Genomic DNA, 17,720 nt, shown 5'->3' with positions numbered 1-17,720 from the left:
CGCGCCTGGGGCATAGGGACTAGCATGTTCGACTGGAACGATCTGCGGTTTTTCCTCGAGTTGCAGCGCAGCGGCCGCCTGCTAACCGCCGCCAAGCGCCTCAACACCACCCACAGCACCGTCGCCCGGCATATCGAAAACATCGAGCAGAGCCTGGGCACCGCGCTCTTCGTGCAGCATGCCCAAGGTTACGAACTTACCCCTTCGGGCCAGGCCCTGCTCAAACACGCCGAGGCCATGGAAAATGTCGCCCTGCTGGCGCAGGAAGAAATCACCCAGGCCATCACCCCGCTGGGCAAGATTCGCCTTGGGGTAACCGAAGGCATCGGCATCATGTTCTTCACCCCGCGCATGAATGCCTTGTTCGAACGCTACCCCGGCCTAGAAGTGGAATTGGTGGCAGTGCCGCGCTTCGTCAGCATTCTCAACCGCGAAGCAGAGATCAGCATCCACCTGGAGCGCCCCAACGCCGATCTGCTGATTACCCGCAAGCTCACCGACTATCGCCTGGCCCTGTACGCCAGCCAGGCTTACCTGGACCGTGCGCCTGCGTTGCGCAACCGCGAGGACCTGGCCCGGCACAGCTGGATCGGCTACGTCGACGACTTGCTGTTCAGCCAGGAGCTGTTGTTTCTCAACAGCTTCTGCCGCACACCCAACGTGGTATTCCGCAGCACTAGCGTGATCGCTCAGCAGGCCGCCGCCCGCGCCGGGCTGGGCATCGCCGTACTGCCCAACTACATGGCCCGCCACGACCCGACACTGGTGCGCGTACTGCCTGGCGAGACCATCCAGCGCAGCTACTGGATCTGCACCCGTCGCGAGCTGCACAAGTCGGTGCGCCTGCGGGTCGTATGGGACTACCTGCTGGCGCTGTGTGCGGCTGAACAGAGCGAACTGCTAGCCCAGTAGCGCCTTGCCGGCAAGCAGCGCCGCTGCCACCCACCCCGCCACAGCGAACATCTGCTGCAAACGCGGCCCGGCCAGCCTGGCCGCCAAAGGCCGCGCCAGCAGCAAGCCGAGCACCGCGCCAATGGCAAACGGCGCACCGACCTGCCAGTGCATGACCCCGGCCAGGCTGGCACTGACCACACTGCCGGTAGACACCAGGGCAATCACCGCCAATGAGGTGGAGACGATGCTGGCCATGCGCAGGTTGGTATAGCGGTTCAGCGCCGGGATGATGACAAAGCCACCGCCCACACCGAGCAGCCCGGACAGCAGGCCGGACAATGCCCCGGTGAACGCCAGGGCGCGCGCGCAGGGCAGCGTCCAGCGCAAACGCCCCTGCAGCGGGTTGAGCACACAGGGTTCGATGTAGCGATGGGCGTCATTGGCTTCGCCACGCAATTCCTTGGCCGCCTTGCGCCAGATACGCAGGCACGCGTATACCAGTACCCCGGCGAATAGCAACTGCAAGGGTGAATTGGGCACGCGGTGCGCCAGCATCAGCCCGAACGGCGCCGTGGCCACACCCACCAAGGCGATGAACAATGCCGCCCGGTAGCGCACCAGGCCCTGGCGCAAGCCCAGCACAGCCCCCACTGCCGCCGCCAGGCCGACGGCCAGCAGGCCAACCGGTGCCGCCTCGACCATGGACAGCCCGAGGCCGAACACCAGCAATGGCACTGCCAGGATGCCACCCCCGGCACCGGTCAACGCCAGTACGGCGCCAATGATTGCCCCCAGGCCAGCACCCAACAGTTGATGTTCGATCACTGGCCACCCTCGGCTACCAGCGGCTGCGGCCGCGCCAACCACTCGCGTCCCTTGAGCATGCCTTGCCAGTACAAAGGTGGCAGCACTTGCGCCTTGAGCAACCAGGCCAGGCGCGTCGGCTTGCGGCCATCCAGCAACCAGCTGGGGAAACTCGGCGCCAGCTTGCCGCCATAGCAGAACTCCGCGAGGACAATCTTGCCGCGCTCAACGGTAAGCGGGCAGGAGCCATACCCGTCGTAGCGGGCCAGGGTTGGCAGCCTGCCCAGTGCCACCAGCACGTTGTTGGCCACTACCGGGGCCTGCTTGCGAGTAGCCGCAGCGGTCTTGGCATTGCTGGTGTTGGCCACGTCACCCAGGGCATGGACATTGGCGAACTGGCGATGGCGCAGGGTGTACGGGTCGACATCAACCCAACCGGCAGCGTCGGCCAAGGGGCTTTCGCGGATGAAATCCGGCGCCACTTGTGGCGGCACCACATGCAGCATGTCGAAAGCCTCGGTGCGGGTTTCACTGCTGCCATCAGCCATGGTCCGCACAAAGGTGGCGCGCTTGTTGGCGCCATCCACGGCGACCAGGCGGTGAGCAAAGTTGAGGTCCACCGCGTACTTTTCGATGTACTTCATCAGCGCGGGTACGTAGTCCGGCACGCCGAACAACACCGCACCGGCATTGAAGAAACTGGCTTTCACTGCACCCAGCCGGCCATGGCGCAGCCAGTGGTCGCAAGACAGGTAAAGCGCCTTCTGCGGAGCGCCCGCGCATTTGATCGGCATGGGCGGCTGACAGAACAGGGCGCGGCCTTGCTTGAGCTTCTGCACCAGCTCCCAGGTATAGGGCGCCAGGTCATAGCGATAGTTCGAAGTGACGCCATTGCGCCCCAGGGTTTCGCTGAGCCCCTCAATGGCAGCCCAGTCCAGCTTGAGCCCAGGGCAAACCACCAGCTGTTGGTAACCGATGGCGCGCCCATCGTCGAGGATGACCTGTTGGCCGTGCGGGTCGAAGCCTTGCACCCGCGCCTTTATCCAGCGCACACCGCGCGGAATGGTCGAGGCCATGGTGCGGGCCGTGCTCGGTGCGGTGAACACACCGCCACCGACCATGGTCCAGCCGGGCTGGTAGTAATGCACCTCGGCAGGGTCGATCAACGCCACGTCCAGCGACGGGTCACGGCTGATCAGGCTGGAGGCAGTGGCAATACCGGCGGCACCGGCACCGACGATGACCACGGTGTGGTGGTTGCTATTGGCAGGGGACAACAAGGCAGGCATGGCGGTAAATCCTGGAAATCTGGTTATGGGGCAGGGCGGTTACAGCGTGTTCAGCGGAATCTTCAGGTAGCTGACACCGTTCTCTTCTGGCGCGGGCAACTGGCCGCTGCGCATGTTCACCTGCACCGACGGCAGGATCAGCACCGGCATATCGAGGGTCTTGTCACGGGCTTCGCGCATGGCGACAAAGCTGTCCTCGTCGACCCCTTGGTGGATGTGGATATTGCTGGCGCGTTGCTCGGCCACCGTGGTGACGTATTGCATGTCGCGGCCACCGGGCAGGTAGTCATGGCACATGAACAGCAGCGTCTGGTCAGGGAAGGCCAGCAGGCGGCGGATCGAGCGGTACAGGGTGCGCGCATCGGCCCCAGGGAAGTCACAACGAGCGGTGCCGTAGTCGGGCATGAACAGCGTATCGCCGACAAACACGGCGATCTCGCCTGCGTCCTCGATCATGAAGCTCATGCACGCGGGAGTGTGCCCTGGGGTGTGCAAGGCACGGGCATGCAGGTTGCCGATGCGAAAGCCTTCTTCGTCCTCGAACAACGCATCGAACTGGCTGCCATCGCGAGCGAAGCCAGGCTCGGCGTTGAACAACGCACCAAACACTTTCTGCACCTGGGTGATGTGTGCGCCGATGCCGGTGTGGCCACCCAGTTTCGCCTTCAGGTAAGCCGCTGCCGAAAGGTGGTCGGCGTGTACATGGGTTTCCAGTATCCATTGCACGCTGGCTTCAAGCTCGGCCACGCGCTGGACCAGGCGGTCTGCCGAAGCGGTGCAGGTGCGTCCGGACTTCGGGTCGTAGTCCAGCACACTGTCGATCAATGCGCACTGGCGCGTTTCACGGTCCATGACCAGGTAGCTGATGGTCGAGGTCGCCTGGTCATAGAAGGCGTCCACGTGCAGGTTGTTGCCGATGATCATCACGTTCTCCAAATTTTCCGCCCAGCCTTGTACAGGCGTAGGCAGTGAAAGGAGCTTTATCAAGATGCATGCCAGGCATTTTCCTACGAGCAGACCAATGAAATCGGCTTGTTACTGACAGCGCTTACTGCTACTGGCAGCACGGGCTGGCAGTCGACTGTCAGCCAATGGCAGTATTTGGCAGTCCTTGTTACCCTGCGCCGGTAAACCTACCGGTGTCCCCATGCCTGAAACCCACCCGCTCATCCTCGCCCTGGTTTCCTATCTCGAGCACGATGCCCTGCCAACCATCGTGCTGGACACCGACTACAACATCCTAGCCGCCAATGCCGCCTATCGCCGCCAGTTCGGCCACCACGACCAGGCGCCGCTGGGTGAAAAGTGCCATAAGGTCTCGCATCACTATGCCGTGCCTTGTGACCAGGCCGGCGAGCATTGCCCGATGCGCAAGGCATGGCACAGCAAGCAGCCAGAGCGGGTCTTGCACATTCATCACACGCCACGCGGGCCCGAGCATGTGGATGTCGAGTTACGTCCGATCCTGGATGAACAGGGCAGGGTAGTGGCCTTCGTCGAACGCCTGACCAGCATTACCCTGGCCTCGGCACAGCCACAGGAACAAGGGCTGGTGGGGCGCGCCCCTGCATTCAAGGCTGCCCTGGCCAGCCTGCAACGGGCAGCGCCGGCGCAGATTCCGGTGTTGCTGCAAGGTGAGTCGGGTACCGGCAAGGAACTGTTTGCCCGCGCGGTGCACATGGGCAGCCCCAGGGCGAATGGGCCATTGGTGGTGGTCGACTGTACCGGCCTGACTGAATCACTGTTCGAGAGCGAGTTGTTCGGCTACGAGAAGGGGGCGTTCACCGGCGCCAACCAGCGCAAGATCGGCCTTGCGGAAGCTGCCCATGGCGGAACCCTGTTCCTAGATGAAATTGGTGAAGTGCCGCTGGCGATGCAGGTGAAGCTGCTGCGCCTGATCGAGTCTGGCAGTTTCCGCCCGGTGGGTAGCCTGCGCACGGTGCATTCGGATTTCCGCCTGGTGTCGGCCACCCACAAACCGCTCAGGCAAATGGTTGCAGACGGCAGCTTCCGCGAAGACCTGTACTACCGCATCAGCGGCTTCCCGATCCGCCTGCCGGCCTTGCGCGAGCGAGTGGAGGACCTGCCTCTGCTCGCGCAGAGCCTGCTTCAGCGCATGGCTGGCAAACCGACACCCACGCTGAGCGACGATGCCTTGCAGCAGCTTCGGCTGCATCCGTTCCCGGGTAATATCCGCGAGCTGCGCAACATCCTTGAACGGGCGCGGTTGTTTGCCGATGACGGGCTGATCCAGCCGGAACATCTACCCGAGGACATAGGGCCAACTGCAGCAGTCTTGGGCAGCGGCCGGCGCAATCACCTGGGTGAGCTGGCGCAGGCGCTGGAACACTTCAAGGGGTCGCGCAGTGAACTGGCCCGTCACCTCGGCTTGAGCGAACGCACGCTGTACCGCCGCTTGAAGGAGCTCGGCCTGAATTGAACAATGGCGAGTTCTACAGGGTACTCTCGCAGGCGATATATTGACTTCAATTCAGTGGTATATGTAAGCATCACACGGGAGGGGTTATGCCTAAAGCGAATCCTCCGGTTCGGCGTCTTCGCCAGCCGCTGATAGCTGGCAAGTTCAAGATGGAGTCATTCATGACGGAAGGAAACACCTGGAACACCAAGCGCCTTTTCGATGCACTCAACGCCTTGGCGACTAATGAGCGCGACTCCGTGCTGGGTAGCGCCTCGTTGGCACTCATCGAGGGCGCTGAGCAAGCTATCAAGGTCGACCTGCATGAATTCGGAGGTTTACCTGTATTCATCGTGGTTGCTGGTGAACAGATCATCGTCGACACGTTGCTGATCGAAGCCGAAGATATCACTGATGTGGGCGCCTTCAATGACGCGGTACTGCGCAGTCGGGAGATGTTCCCGCTGTCCAGCATCGGTATCGAAACCATGCCAAACGGTGAGACGGCCTACAACATGTTCGGCGCCTTGACCGCTGATTCCTCGCTGGCGAACGTCGTCACCGAAATATTGACCCTGGCTGAGAACGTCCAGAGAGCAGTCATCGCTTTCGAATCCTTCTTCAGCCAATAACGGACCGGGACAACCATGGATAACAATCAATCGCTCTGGCGCAAGCTACTGACCGCACTGCGTGGTAAGGGTACCGAAATCGGCGAGGCCATCGCCGACAGGCAGGCCATTACCATTCTGGATCAAGAGATCCGTGACGCAGACTCAGCTATCCGCAGTGCTCAGAACGAACTGGCGACTCTGATGGGTAAGGAGAAGCTGGCATCCAAAGAGCTTGCCGAGCTGCAGTGCACGATCGGTGACCTGGAAGAAAAGGCTAAGAAGTCCCTGGCTGCAAATCGTGAAGACCTAGCCCTGGAAATCGCTGGCCGAATCGGCGAGATCGAGGGCAAGCTCCAGCTCAAGCGCGAAGCGCACCAGCAGCTGCAGGGTGGCATCGCCCGGATGCGTTCTGACATCGAGAAGGCACAGTCCCGGATCAATGGTTTGCGTACGCAGGTGGACATGGCCAAGGCCCGCGAAACCGTGCAGAAGGCCCAGGTCAGCGCTACCCTGTCCAGCGGCCAGGCAAATGGCAAGCTGGAAACCGCAGTTATGACCCTCAACCGTCTCAAGCAGCGCCAAGATGAGCGCGAGGCGACCCTCAATGCGCATGAAGAGCTCGCGGCTCATGCCGATGGCAGTGATCTGGACAAGCGTCTGCGGGAGGCCAACATCATCGCCGACGAGAACAGTGCCCAGTCTGTACTGGCCCGTTTGAAAGGCTCAGCTCAGCAGTAACCAGGTGTCGGTCGCCGGCCGGGTTATCCCGGCCAGCGAGTCTCGCTAGAAGGAAACGTCCTTGGCAAATGGAAAAGCCTTGCGCATCGTCGCTGCGCTACTCGTGGTTATGCTCGCGTTACAACTCGGTAACGCTCTCCTCGGATTCCCTCTGGGTGCGTTTGGCCTACAGCCGCGAAGCGCAGGAGGTGTAGCCGGGGTTTTCCTGTCTCCCTTCCTGCATGGCCCGTTTGGTCATGTGCTTTCTAACGCCATCCCCTATGCAGTTCTCTCGATGGTGATACTCGGGTATGGCATCGGACGCTATGCAACTGTAGAAGCATTGGTCCTCAAAACCCGTACCGAAAGAGGCGCTGATAGAGCTCGCTGAATCTCATTGCATCTGCAAGGTTCCGGGTTGGCGTCTCGAAACTCAAATTTCAAATTACGGATATTGGCCTATGTCGATCTTTCTGCTTCTTCGGCAGGTTGCAGCTACCGTGCTCGTCAGATTCACGTGGATGGCGCTCGTGCTGGCAGTTCTAGTCCACTTCGCCGTTGCGTACATTGGCCTGTGGTACGCAGGCGAGAAACACCTCGTCGGAGATCCGACGACCTTCTTCTACTTCTACATCACGACTGCCATGACGGTGGGCTATGGGGATCTTTCCCCTCAAGGTCCGGCTGGCAGGATCTTTGTTGCCATCTGGATGATGGTCGGCGGCATCGCACTGCTGACGGCCGTCATTGGCAAAACGACCAACTCCATAATCGAACTCTGGAGGCGCCAAGTGAAGGGAAACGGCAGTTTCGAAAAACAGTCCGGCCACACCGTCCTGATCGGATGGCTTGGGCAGAGCAGTGAAGAAATCATCAACCTGCTGCATCAGGACGATGTATCCAACGATCACCTGATAGTCATCTGCGCAACCGGCCTGGACGAGAATCCAATGGGAGGGAGGGCGTCCTTTGTTCGTGGTGAAAATCTGAGTTCGCCCTGCTTGCTGGCCCGTGCCGGAGTGTCGACGGCGGAGCGCGTTCTGATCCGAACAGAAACTGATGACCAGACGCTGGCCGTAGTCTTGGCCGTGCATAAACTTCAACCTCGAGGCCACGTTGTGGCCCACTTCAGTGATTCTCAAAAGGCTGACTTGGCTCGAAGCTATGCGCCCGGTCTGGAGTGCACGTCCAGTATGTCTGTCGAGATGCTGGTGCGCTCCTCCCAAGACCCTGGCTCCTCCGAGCTCATCACCGAACTGCTCACTGTGGGAAGCGGCGCCACCCAATACCGTGCAACGCTCAACCCTGGCATCCAGTGGTCATTTGGCGAGCTTTTCGCTTCCATGAAAGATCGTCACAACGCAACCGTCATTGCCTACAAGGCTGAAGGCGAGGACAGGCTCCTGATCAATCCTCCCTCCGATACCCAGGTGTGTGCAGGAGAGATCTTCTATATCGCCAACAAACGCATCGCTGGTGACATCTGATGAGCTTCTTCAAGCGGCTTCTCGGCCTCGAATCGCCAACGCCTAGTACGAACACCGCGCCTTTGCCAAAGGGGCCACTTGGCCTTGGGCAGGGCGCGATGGTCTCAATTGATCCCGGTCTGAGCTTGCTGTTTGAGGGGGCCACCAAGGTGATGCTACCGACAGCGCAAAACGCCTTCGCAGAGGGTGTTATAGAGCTTGGTCAATCCAGCTGGCTGACCCGCATCTACCTCGACGATGAGGACTTCTGGATCCAGGTACTGACATCCGGCAAACGCGATGGACAAGTCGATGCGCTGGTGCTGTTCAACTACATCGATTGCAAGTTCATCCATAGCCAAGGTGAGTTAGCCGCCATTGCAGGGCCCGCAAGCAAAATCGGCATGCCGGTCTACATGCACGATGGTCATGCGTATTACCGGGAGTGGGGCAGCTCCGAAGGTCAGACCGAGTTGGTCGACCTTGTCGAGCGAGTGGCCAACCCAAATGAGTCCTACGAAGTCCAGCATCGCTCGATGCTGTACTCGCGTGACATCGGCCTCACTGATCGGAAGGAGCTGCTGCTCTTCTCGGTTGAGGAGTCCGAACAGGGGGCTGTCTGCGTTACAACTTCGCTGGGCGTAAACCTTTTCTCGTCTGACCTACAAAGCACGTAAGGAACACTCCATGCTTGAAGCACTGAAAATGTCTTTGAATGCACCGGCCGTGATCGGCTTCGTCCTCTACATCATCGGGGCCTTGGTCCTGCTGGCGCTGTTCCAGTTCATCTACATACGCCTTACCCCGCACAAAGAATTCCAGCTCATCCGAGAGGGGAACACTGCCGCCGCGATTGCGCTGGCCGGCGCTGTGATCGGCTTCGCCCTCCCGGTAAGCAGTGTGATCTCCTTCTCGGTCAGCATTCTGGACTTTTTGGTCTGGGCTGTTATTGCTGGCTTCGTTCAGCTATTGGCGTTCTACGGTGTGCACTTGATTCTCAAAGGGCTGTCGGAGCGTATCCACAAGGGTGAAGTTGCGGCAGGCATCTATGTGGCAGCCATCGCGATCAGTGTGGGTCTGTTGAACGCAGCCTGCATGACTCCTTCTACCAACTGAGCTGGAGGGACTCCATGAAGCGAAGTAAGTGCGTACAGCTGTCGCTCTCTGCAGCTGTGGCGGTGGCCATCACTGGGTGCCAGCCAAAAGAACCCAACTATCAAGTCAGCAAGACCTTCAAATTTGACACGGTCCAACAGTGCGTCGACCAGAAAGTCCCGGTGGATATCTGCTCTGAGGCCTACATGGCGGCCATGGCCGAACACCGGCGCATTGCGCCGACATACAACAGCCAGGCTGAATGCGACGCCGATTTCATCGAGAACTACTGCAAGGCCAATTCAGACGGCAAGTTCACTCCTCCGCTTTCCGGCTTTGCGCTGACTGCCGATGGCACTGTGTCCGAGGCGCAACTGAACGCAGCGCATGCAAGTGCAGGTTCAGGTGGCGCTGGTACCAGCGGGCTGAACGATGTTGTCTTGGGTATGCTGATCGGCAACATGCTGTCGAGCAATAACGGGCGCTACTACTCGGAGCCGGTGTACCGGTACCGCTCTGACCGTGACAGCTATTCGACCTCGACCCTTGCAAGTCGGATCAAGTCTGGTACCAACTTCAGTAATTCGACCCAGGTCAAGCGTGGCGCCAGCTACGTATCCAGCAGCAAATCCGGACTCAAACCATCCATTAACACCAAGCCGATCGCGGTAAGTAGTACCACCTCCCGCGGTGGTTTCGGCAAATCAGCTTCGGCCCGTAGTGGTTGGGGCGGCAGTTTCGGCGGCTAAGGAAGCAAGATGAAACGGATCGCGATCAATGAACGACCCAACTGGCAGTCTCGGGCAGAATCGTTCGGGTTCAAGTTCCACACGATTGATGGGGAGCGGTATTGGGACGAAAGCGCCTACTACCAGTTCACGCTCTCTCAGATCGAAAACGACCTTGAGGACCCGACTGCCGAGCTTCACCAGATGTGTATGGACTTGGTATCTCGTGTCGTGGACAGTGAAGAATTGCTGTCTAGGCTGAGCATCCCTCCAGCGTATTTTGATGCGATCCGCGAATCTTGGAAGGAAGGTCATCCGCACCTATATGGGCGCATGGACTTCTCGTACAACGGCAAGGGCCCGGCCAAGTTGCTGGAACTAAACTACGACACCCCGACCAGCTTGTATGAGGGCTCAGCCCAACAATGGGACTGGCTGGATCAGTGCATTCAGATGGGCATGCTCCCGAGTCATGCCGATCAGTTCAACAGTATCGAGGATCAGCTCACTCAAGTGTTCTGTGAGCTTCAGATCGATCGCCCGTTCTACTTCGCCTCAATCACAGGATCCGAAGAGGACAAGGGAACTACCGACTACCTGCGCATGATCGCTGAGAAGGCAGGCATCCAGACTCACCACATCTATCTCGAGGACATCGGGTACAACGGTCAGAGGTTCGTGGACCAGCAAGATAATTGGATTCCTCACCTGTTCAAGCTTCATGCCTGGGAGTTCATCATGCACGAGGAATTCGGGCCGTTAGTTGCCAGCTCGGATACCCAATTCTTTGAGCCCATGTGGAAGGCCGTACTCTCTAACAAGGGGGCTCTGCCGCTGCTTTGGGAGTTCAACAAAGGACATCCCAACCTGCTCCCCACCTTCTTTGATGGTGAACCTGGCAGACAGGTACCCAAGGGGTGGGTCAGAAAACCATTTTTCTCCAGGGAGGGAGCCAACATCGAGCTTCACACTGCGGACGAGCAGCTTGTGAAAGTGGATGGCCCTTACACAGATGCTCCATACATCCTGCAGGAATGTGCCCCGCTTCCGAAGTTTGGCGACAGCTACACCCTAATCGGATCCTGGGTCATTGGCGACAACGCTGCAGGAATCGGTATCCGCGAGGATGACTCACTCGTGACAAAAGACAGTAGCCGTTTCCTTCCCCACCTCATCCTCGACTGATCCGCAACTCACCCAAAGTTGCGATTTGCCAACGAGGGTTGGCAAAGGCGAGTACTGGGTAATCCGCGGGTGCTCCTTTCCGGCTCGCCCACAACCTGCCTCAACCCATTTCCGGTTCCATCCCTGCTCGATCGAGCAGGGCGGGCAACTCCGGAAAGAACTCCAAGAAAAAAAAAGCCCGCGAAAGGCGGGCTTGAGTGGGGCCGACGCGGACCGGGCTTGGAGCCCGGCCGGTCAACTATTCGAGAAAACGTGCAACTATTTTGTGAACCTGCATCCTTATCAGAAATCCAGGTTCGATACCGACAGTGCATTGCTTTCGATGAAGTCACGACGCGGCTCGACCGCATCGCCCATCAGGGTGTTGAAGATCTGGTCGGCAGCGATGGCGTCTTCGATGGTCACCTTGAGCATGCGACGAACAGCCGGATCCATGGTGGTTTCCCAAAGCTGGTCCGGGTTCATCTCACCCAACCCTTTATATCGCTGGATGGTATGGCGCTTGGTGGTCTCGTTCATCAGCCAGTCCAGGCCTTCCTTGAATTCGACGATCGCTTTGCGGCGCTCACCACGCTGCACGTAGGCGCCTTCACCCAACAGGCTGGACAGCTTGGCACCGATGTTGACCACGGTCCGGTAGTCATTGCTGCCGAAGAAGTCGCGGTTGAAGGTGACGTAGCTGGCCAAGCCGTGAGAGGTGATTTCCACCTCGGGCAGCCAAACATTGCGTTCCTTGTCCTCACGCAGGCTGGCTTTGTAAACCAGGCCAGACTTCTGGCTGTTGCTTAGACGCTCCTGGAACTTGGCCAGCCAGGCTTGCATCACCGCGTGGTCACCCAACTGCTCAAGGGTCACCTCCGGCAAGTAGATGAAGTGCTCGGTCAGCTCTTCCGGGTACAGGCGCGACAGACGCTTGAGGGTCTTCATGACGCTACGGAATTCGTTGACCAGCGCTTCCAGTTGCACACCGGAAACCGCTGGCGCCGACTCGTCCAGGTGCAGGCTGGCATCTTCCAGGGCCGACTGGGTCATGTACTCTTCCATGGCCTCGTCGTCCTTGATGTACTGCTCCTGCTTGCCCTTCTTCACTTTGTACAGCGGCGGCTGGGCAATGTAGATGTAGCCACGCTCGACCAGCTCCGGCAACTGACGGAAGAAGAAGGTCAGCAACAGGGTACGGATGTGCGAACCGTCAACGTCAGCATCGGTCATGATGATGATGTTGTGATAGCGCAGCTTGTCGATGTTGTACTCTTCGCGGCCGATACCACAGCCCAGCGCAGTGATCAGCGTGCCAACTTCCTGGGACGAGATCATCTTGTCGAAGCGTGCTTTCTCGACGTTGAGGATCTTGCCCTTCAAAGGCAGGATCGCCTGGGTACGACGGTTGCGGCCCTGCTTGGCCGAACCACCCGCAGAGTCACCCTCCACCAGGTACAGTTCGGAAAGGGCAGGGTCCTTCTCCTGGCAGTCCGCCAGTTTGCCCGGCAGGCCGGCGATATCCAGCGCCCCTTTGCGGCGAGTCATTTCGCGGGCTTTACGGGCAGCTTCGCGCGCTCGCGCCGCGTCGATCATCTTGCCAACGACGGCCTTGGCCTCGTTCGGGTTTTCCAGGAGGAAGTCGGCGAAGTACTTGTTCATCTCCTGTTCCACGGCGGTTTTAACCTCCGAGGAGACCAGCTTGTCCTTGGTCTGCGAGCTGAACTTCGGGTCCGGTACCTTCACCGAGATGATCGCGGTCAGGCCCTCACGAGCGTCATCGCCAGTGGTTGCCACCTTGTTCTTCTTGGCCAGGCCTTCCTGCTCGATGTAGCTGTTAAGGCTACGAGTCAGAGAGGAACGGAAGCCCACCAGGTGCGTACCACCGTCACGCTGAGGAATGTTGTTGGTGAAGCACAGCAGGTTTTCGTTGAAGCTGTCATTCCACTGCAGGGCAACTTCCACGCCTACGCCATCATCGCGCTGGACATTGAAGTGGAACACCTGCGAGTTCACCGGGGTCTTGTTGGTGTTCAGGTATTCGACGAATGCACGCAGGCCGCCTTCGTACTTGAAGAACTCTTCCTTGCCGCTGCGCTCATCCTTCAGCAGGATGCCCACGCCCGAGTTGAGGAACGACAACTCACGGATACGCTTGGCCAGGATGTCCCAGCTGAAGTGAATATTCTTGAAGGTTTCGGCCGACGGCTTGAAGTGGATGTGGGTACCCGTGGTTTCGCTGTCGCCAACCACCGCCATAGGAGCCTGGGGAACGCCATGGACGTAGGTCTGCTCCCAGATCTTGCCGCTACGGCGAACAGTCAGTACCAGTTTCTCGGACAGGGCGTTCACCACGGAAACACCTACGCCGTGCAAGCCACCGGATACCTTGTAGGAGTTATCGTCGAACTTACCGCCGGCGTGCAGTACGGTCATGATGACTTCAGCTGCGGAAACGCCTTCTTCCTTATGCACGTCGACCGGAATGCCGCGACCGTTGTCGCGCACACTGATGGATTCGTCCGGGTGGATAATGACGGTGATGTCGTCGCAGTGACCGGCGAGGGCTTCGTCGATGGAGTTGTCGACCACCTCGAAGACCATGTGGTGCAGGCCGCTACCATCATCGGTGTCGCCAATGTACATGCCGGGACGCTTGCGTACGGCATCCAAACCTTTCAGCACCTTGATGCTGGAGGAGTCGTACGTTTGATTTTCGCTCATGCCTTCACTCCCGATGGTCGTGGGTCTGGGTGATACGGCCTTGTTCCACGTGGAACAAAGCAACTGGCGTTTCCGTCTGCCAGCCTTCCCTCAGTAATTCGTGATCTACACAGGTGATGAACACCTGGCAGCGTAATTCTTCAAGCAAGCGGCACAGCGCGCGGCGATGCTGGTCATCCAGTTCGGACGGCAAGTCATCCACGAGATAAATACAGTGACCGCGGCGAGCCTGACTAACGAGGTGGCCTTGGGCAATGCGCAAGGCACACACCACCAGCTTTTGCTGACCACGCGACAGAATGTCGGCTGCGTTGTTGGCAGCCAGACGAAGACGCAGATCAGCGCGCTGCGGACCGGCCTGGGTGTGGCCCATCTGCTGATCGCGAAGGAGAGAGGAGGCGAGTACTTCTTGCAGTTCCCGGTCCTTATCCCAGCCTCGGTAGTAGCTCAGGGTCAACCCGTCCAGCTCGACCAGTTCGCTCAGGGTTCGCTCGAAGACGGGCTTCAAGGCCTTGATGTAGTTGCGACGGTATTCATCTATTTCCGCGCTGGCCAGGCACAACTCCCGATCCCAGGCGGCTTGCGAAGCTGGGTCAAGTGTACCATGACGCAACCATGAGTTCCGCTGCCGCAGCGCCTTCTGCAGCCGCTGCCAAGCTGGCAGGAAACGAGGTTCCACGTGGAACACTCCCCAATCCAGAAACTGCCGCCGAATCTTCGGGGCACCTTCCAGCAAGCGGAAGCTGTCCGGATTAATGAGCTGAAGCGGCAGCAATTCAGCCAACTGTGCTGCGCTGCGTGCATTCTGCCCATCGATACGAATAGTGAACTCCCCTTGCCGCTCCCGAGATACGCCCAGGTTGCTGCTGCCGCCCTCGGCCAATTGCACTTCACCAAATACGGTACAGGCAGGCTGTTCGTATTGAATGACCGGGTTCAAGCGGGTACTGCGGAAAGAGCGCGCCAGCCCGAGCAGGTGCACAGCTTCGAGCACACTGGTCTTGCCGCTACCGTTGGCGCCGTAAAGGATGTTGATGCGGGGAGAGGGTAAGAGTGTCACCGGGTGCAAGTTGCGCACCGCGGTGACCATGATACGTCGAAGGGACATTTCGCCTGCTACGGGTTACAGGCGCATCGGCATGACAACGTAGGAAGAATCGTCGTTACCCGCTTCCTGCAGCAGCGCACTGCTGTTGGAGTCGGACAGGATCAGACGAACTTGCTCGGTAGTCATTACGCCCAGCACATCCAGCAAGTAGCTGACGTTAAAGCCGATTTCCAGCGAGCTACCGTCGTAGTCCACGCTGATTTCTTCTTCAGCTTCTTCCTGCTCAGGGTTGTTGGCCTGGATTTTCAACTGACCAGCTGCCAGCTGCAGGCGAATACCGCGGTACTTTTCGTTGGAAAGAATCGCAGTACGGCTAAACGCTTCGCGCAACGCCTGGCGGTCACCGACCACAAGCTTGTCACCGCCTTTTGGCAGAACCCGCTCGTAGTCCGGGAACTTGCCGTCCACCAGTTTGGAGGTGAAGGTGAATTCACCGGTGGTGGCACGAATGTGGTGTTGGCCGAGGACGATGCTGACCATACCTTCCGGATCGGTGAGCAGGCGTGCCAGCTCGAGGATACCTTTACGCGGCACGATCACCTGATGGCGCTCATCCTGCTTGATCGGCGCGCTCATGGAGCACAGCGCCAGGCGGTGGCCGTCGGTCGACACTGCACGCAGAGTATTGCGGGACACTTCCAGCAGCATGCCGTTGAGGTAGTAGCGCACATCCTGCTGGGCCATGGCGAAGCTGGTGCGTTCGATCAGGCGGCGCAGTTTGCTTTGTTCCAGGTTGCAGGTCAGCGAGCCCGGGCCTTCTTCGACGGTCGGGAAGTCATTGGCTGGCAGAGTCGACAGGGTAAAGCGGCTGCGGCCGGCCTTGACCAACAGTTTCTGCTCGTCAACCTTGATATCGATCAGGGCGTCGTTCGGCAGGCTTTTGCAGATGTCCATCAGCTTGCGAGCTGGAACAGTGATTTCGCCAGGCTCGGCTGGCTCTTCCAGTTGCACGCGGCCTACCAGTTCGACTTCCAGGTCGGTACCGGTCAACGACAGTTGCTGGCCTTGAACGACCAGCAATACGTTGGACAGCACCGGCAAGGTCTGACGGCGCTCGACGACACCGGCGACCAGTTGCAGGGGTTTCAACAGGGCTTCGCGTTGAATGGTGAAATGCATGGTCTAGTCCCTTGCCTTCAATTAGCTGCGCAGACGGCCATCAGGTCGTCAGCGTCCGCAGCAGGTTCTTGTAGTCCTCGCGGATGTCCGCGTCGGATTCCTTCAGTTCATTGATCTTGCGGCAGGCGTGCAGCACGGTCGTATGGTCGCGACCACCGAACATGTCGCCGATTTCGGGCAGACTGTGGTTGGTCAGCTCCTTGGACAGTGCCATGGCCACCTGGCGCGGACGCGCGACAGAACGCGAACGCCGCTTGGACAACAGATCGGAGATCTTGATCTTGTAGTACTCGGCGACGGTACGCTGAATGTTATCCACACTGACCAGCTTGTCCTGCAGCGCCAGCAAGTCCTTGAGCGATTCACGAATCAATTCGATGGTGATGTCGCGGCCCATGAAGTGCGAGTGAGCGATCACCCGTTTCAATGCGCCTTCCAGCTCACGGACGTTGGAGCGAATACGCTGGGCAATGAAGAACGCGGCGTCATGCGGCAGCTCGACCTTGGCCTGGTCGGCTTTCTTCATCAGGATCGCCACGCGGGTTTCCAGCTCGGGTGGCTCGACTGCCACCGTCAGGCCCCAACCGAAGCGCGATTTCAGGCGTTCTTCCAGGCCTTCGATCTCCTTGGGGTAGCGGTCAGAGGTAAGAATGACCTGCTGACCACCCTCGAGCAGGGCGTTGAAGGTGTGGAAAAACTCTTCCTGCGAGCGCTCTTTCCGGGCAAAGAACTGGATATCGTCGATCAGTAACGCGTCCACCGAGCGGTAGAAGCGCTTGAATTCGTTGATGGCGTTGAGCTGCAGTGCCTTGACCATATCCGCGACGAAACGCTCCGAATGCAGGTACACGACCTTGGCGTTCGGGTTCTTTTTCAACAGGTGGTTACCCACAGCATGCATGAGGTGGGTCTTACCCAGGCCCACGCCCCCATAAAGGAAGAGCGGGTTGTAGCCATGCTTGGGGTTGTCGGCCACCTGCCAGGCAGCAGCTCGCGCCAGCTGGTTCGACTTACCTTCGACGAACGTGTCGAAGGTAAAGGTGCGATTCAGGTAGCTGGTGTGCTTGAGCGCGCCTTCGACCTGCACGGTACGTTGTTCGGTCCGGGTGCTGGCGGCTGACTGCGAAGCCGGTTCGGCCATGGAATCGAAGCTGTCACGCAAGGACGGTTCGGCCAACTCATCGACCAGCACAGGCTCAGCCGCTGCCACTGCAACCGGTTCGACCGCTGCCGGCACTGCCTTCTGGGTCTGGCTCTGTGCCTGGGTATTGGCCAGCGATGCCGCAACCGCAGCACTCACTGGCGCGTTAGGTGCAGCACGTGGTGCCGAGCTGCGGCGGCTGCCGATCAACAAGGAAAGGGCAGGCGCGATGCCGCTGCCGTTTTCGCCCAACAGTTCGAGCAAGCGCCCCAGGTACTTTTCATTGACCCAATCGAGAACGAAACGGTTAGGCGCATAGACGCGCAACTCGTCGCCTTCGGCTTCGACCTGTAGCGGACGGATCCAGGTGTTGAATTGCTGGGCAGGCAGTTCATCGCGCAGAAGCTCCACGCACTGCTGCCAAAGTTCCACTGACAC

16 protein-coding genes are annotated in these 17,720 nt (G+C 59.3%); 9 read left to right on the top strand and 7 right to left on the bottom strand.

The genetic code is table 11. From position 1 onward, the window contains the following. Window positions 1-24: 24 nt before the first annotated feature. Entirely contained in the window at window positions 25-912 is an 888-nt protein-coding gene (locus HU763_RS00080; RefSeq protein WP_170027552.1) for a LysR family transcriptional regulator, read from the top strand. Here the strand turns inward: HU763_RS00080 and HU763_RS00075 are convergent. Genes HU763_RS00075 through HU763_RS00065 form a run of 3 tightly spaced genes read right to left on the bottom strand, consistent with a single transcriptional unit; the run spans window position 901 to window position 3,911 of the window. After that, window positions 901-1,719 (bottom strand): sulfite exporter TauE/SafE family protein, encoded by an 819-nt coding sequence (locus HU763_RS00075; RefSeq protein ID WP_186683913.1) that lies wholly within the window; start codon window positions 1,717-1,719, stop codon window positions 901-903. The genes HU763_RS00080 and HU763_RS00075 overlap by 12 nt on opposite strands. Then, a complete protein-coding gene (locus HU763_RS00070) occupies window positions 1,716-2,987 on the bottom strand; it encodes an NAD(P)/FAD-dependent oxidoreductase (RefSeq protein ID WP_186683914.1) in 1,272 nt (423 codons plus the stop codon). The genes HU763_RS00075 and HU763_RS00070 overlap by 4 nt, the downstream gene beginning before the upstream one ends. Before the next feature lie 39 nt (window positions 2,988-3,026). Then, complete coding sequence (locus HU763_RS00065; protein ID WP_186683915.1) at window positions 3,027-3,911, bottom strand: MBL fold metallo-hydrolase; 885 nt, start codon at window positions 3,909-3,911, stop codon at window positions 3,027-3,029. Window positions 3,912-4,134: 223 nt separating this feature from the next. Here HU763_RS00065 and HU763_RS00060 point away from each other — a divergent pair, with 223 nt between their 5' ends. The 8 genes from HU763_RS00060 (at window position 4,135) to HU763_RS00025 (ending at window position 11,211) form a co-directional block, all read left to right on the top strand. Then, window positions 4,135-5,427 carry a sigma-54 interaction domain-containing protein gene (locus tag HU763_RS00060; protein ID WP_186683916.1) on the top strand — a complete coding sequence of 431 codons (1,293 nt, stop codon included), beginning with the start codon at window positions 4,135-4,137 and terminating at the stop codon, window positions 5,425-5,427. A 161-nt stretch (window positions 5,428-5,588) separates the two neighbouring features. Further along, a complete protein-coding gene (locus tag HU763_RS00055) occupies window positions 5,589-6,038 on the top strand; it encodes a YjfI family protein (RefSeq protein WP_225931910.1) in 450 nt (149 codons plus the stop codon). A gap of 15 nt (window positions 6,039-6,053) precedes the next feature. Next, on the top strand, window positions 6,054-6,758 hold the full coding sequence (locus tag HU763_RS00050) for a PspA/IM30 family protein (protein WP_170027541.1): 705 nt from the start codon (window positions 6,054-6,056) through the stop codon (window positions 6,756-6,758). A gap of 440 nt (window positions 6,759-7,198) precedes the next feature. Further along, window positions 7,199-8,224 carry an ion channel gene (locus HU763_RS00045; RefSeq protein WP_186683918.1) on the top strand — a complete coding sequence of 342 codons (1,026 nt, stop codon included), beginning with the start codon at window positions 7,199-7,201 and terminating at the stop codon, window positions 8,222-8,224. Next, window positions 8,224-8,880 carry a DUF2491 family protein gene (locus HU763_RS00040; protein WP_186683920.1) on the top strand — a complete coding sequence of 219 codons (657 nt, stop codon included), beginning with the start codon at window positions 8,224-8,226 and terminating at the stop codon, window positions 8,878-8,880. The genes HU763_RS00045 and HU763_RS00040 overlap by 1 nt, the downstream gene beginning before the upstream one ends. Window positions 8,881-8,890: 10 nt before the next feature. After that, window positions 8,891-9,319, top strand: a complete 429-nt coding sequence (locus HU763_RS00035; protein WP_186683922.1) for a DUF350 domain-containing protein — start codon at window positions 8,891-8,893, stop codon at window positions 9,317-9,319. A gap of 14 nt (window positions 9,320-9,333) precedes the next feature. Continuing rightward, a complete protein-coding gene (locus HU763_RS00030; protein ID WP_170027533.1) occupies window positions 9,334-10,047 on the top strand; it encodes a DUF1190 domain-containing protein in 714 nt (237 codons plus the stop codon). A 9-nt stretch (window positions 10,048-10,056) separates the two neighbouring features. Then, window positions 10,057-11,211 (top strand): glutathionylspermidine synthase family protein, encoded by a 1,155-nt coding sequence (locus HU763_RS00025; protein ID WP_186683924.1) that lies wholly within the window; start codon window positions 10,057-10,059, stop codon window positions 11,209-11,211. A 282-nt stretch (window positions 11,212-11,493) separates the two neighbouring features. Here the strand turns inward: HU763_RS00025 and gyrB are convergent, their stop codons facing one another. The 4 genes from gyrB to dnaA are packed head-to-tail and all read right to left on the bottom strand — an operon-like array spanning window position 11,494 to window position 17,720. After that, on the bottom strand, window positions 11,494-13,914 hold the full coding sequence (gene gyrB / locus HU763_RS00020) for a DNA topoisomerase (ATP-hydrolyzing) subunit B (RefSeq protein ID WP_170027529.1): 2,421 nt from the start codon (window positions 13,912-13,914) through the stop codon (window positions 11,494-11,496). Window positions 13,915-13,918: 4 nt separating this feature from the next. Next, window positions 13,919-15,022 (bottom strand): DNA replication/repair protein RecF, encoded by a 1,104-nt coding sequence (gene recF / locus HU763_RS00015; RefSeq protein WP_170027527.1) that lies wholly within the window; start codon window positions 15,020-15,022, stop codon window positions 13,919-13,921. A gap of 15 nt (window positions 15,023-15,037) precedes the next feature. Beyond that, a complete protein-coding gene (dnaN, locus tag HU763_RS00010; protein WP_186683926.1) occupies window positions 15,038-16,141 on the bottom strand; it encodes a DNA polymerase III subunit beta in 1,104 nt (367 codons plus the stop codon). Window positions 16,142-16,181: 40 nt separating this feature from the next. Next, window positions 16,182-17,720, bottom strand: coding sequence for a chromosomal replication initiator protein DnaA (gene dnaA, locus HU763_RS00005; protein WP_186683927.1), 1,539 nt, complete (start codon window positions 17,718-17,720; stop codon window positions 16,182-16,184).

Source organism: Pseudomonas anuradhapurensis (assembly GCF_014269225.2).
Classification (GTDB): Bacteria; Pseudomonadota; Gammaproteobacteria; order Pseudomonadales; family Pseudomonadaceae; genus Aquipseudomonas; species Aquipseudomonas anuradhapurensis.
This window is presented reverse-complemented; position numbering and strand designations above follow the sequence as displayed.

Coding starts and splice junctions, on each gene's coding strand:
- HU763_RS00070 (WP_186683914.1), bottom strand. CDS start 2,987: ATGCCTGCCTTGTTGTCCCCTGCCAATAGCAACCACCACACCGTGGTC.
- HU763_RS00050 (WP_170027541.1), top strand. CDS start 6,054: ATGGATAACAATCAATCGCTCTGGCGCAAGCTACTGACCGCACTGCGT.
- HU763_RS00055 (WP_225931910.1), top strand. CDS start 5,589: ATGACGGAAGGAAACACCTGGAACACCAAGCGCCTTTTCGATGCACTC.
- HU763_RS00025 (WP_186683924.1), top strand. CDS start 10,057: ATGAAACGGATCGCGATCAATGAACGACCCAACTGGCAGTCTCGGGCA.
- HU763_RS00040 (WP_186683920.1), top strand. CDS start 8,224: ATGAGCTTCTTCAAGCGGCTTCTCGGCCTCGAATCGCCAACGCCTAGT.
- gyrB (WP_170027529.1), bottom strand. CDS start 13,914: ATGAGCGAAAATCAAACGTACGACTCCTCCAGCATCAAGGTGCTGAAA.
- HU763_RS00060 (WP_186683916.1), top strand. CDS start 4,135: ATGCCTGAAACCCACCCGCTCATCCTCGCCCTGGTTTCCTATCTCGAG.
- dnaN (WP_186683926.1), bottom strand. CDS start 16,141: ATGCATTTCACCATTCAACGCGAAGCCCTGTTGAAACCCCTGCAACTG.
- HU763_RS00080 (WP_170027552.1), top strand. CDS start 25: ATGTTCGACTGGAACGATCTGCGGTTTTTCCTCGAGTTGCAGCGCAGC.
- HU763_RS00030 (WP_170027533.1), top strand. CDS start 9,334: ATGAAGCGAAGTAAGTGCGTACAGCTGTCGCTCTCTGCAGCTGTGGCG.
- HU763_RS00065 (WP_186683915.1), bottom strand. CDS start 3,911: ATGATCATCGGCAACAACCTGCACGTGGACGCCTTCTATGACCAGGCG.
- HU763_RS00045 (WP_186683918.1), top strand. CDS start 7,199: ATGTCGATCTTTCTGCTTCTTCGGCAGGTTGCAGCTACCGTGCTCGTC.
- recF (WP_170027527.1), bottom strand. CDS start 15,022: ATGTCCCTTCGACGTATCATGGTCACCGCGGTGCGCAACTTGCACCCG.
- HU763_RS00035 (WP_186683922.1), top strand. CDS start 8,891: ATGCTTGAAGCACTGAAAATGTCTTTGAATGCACCGGCCGTGATCGGC.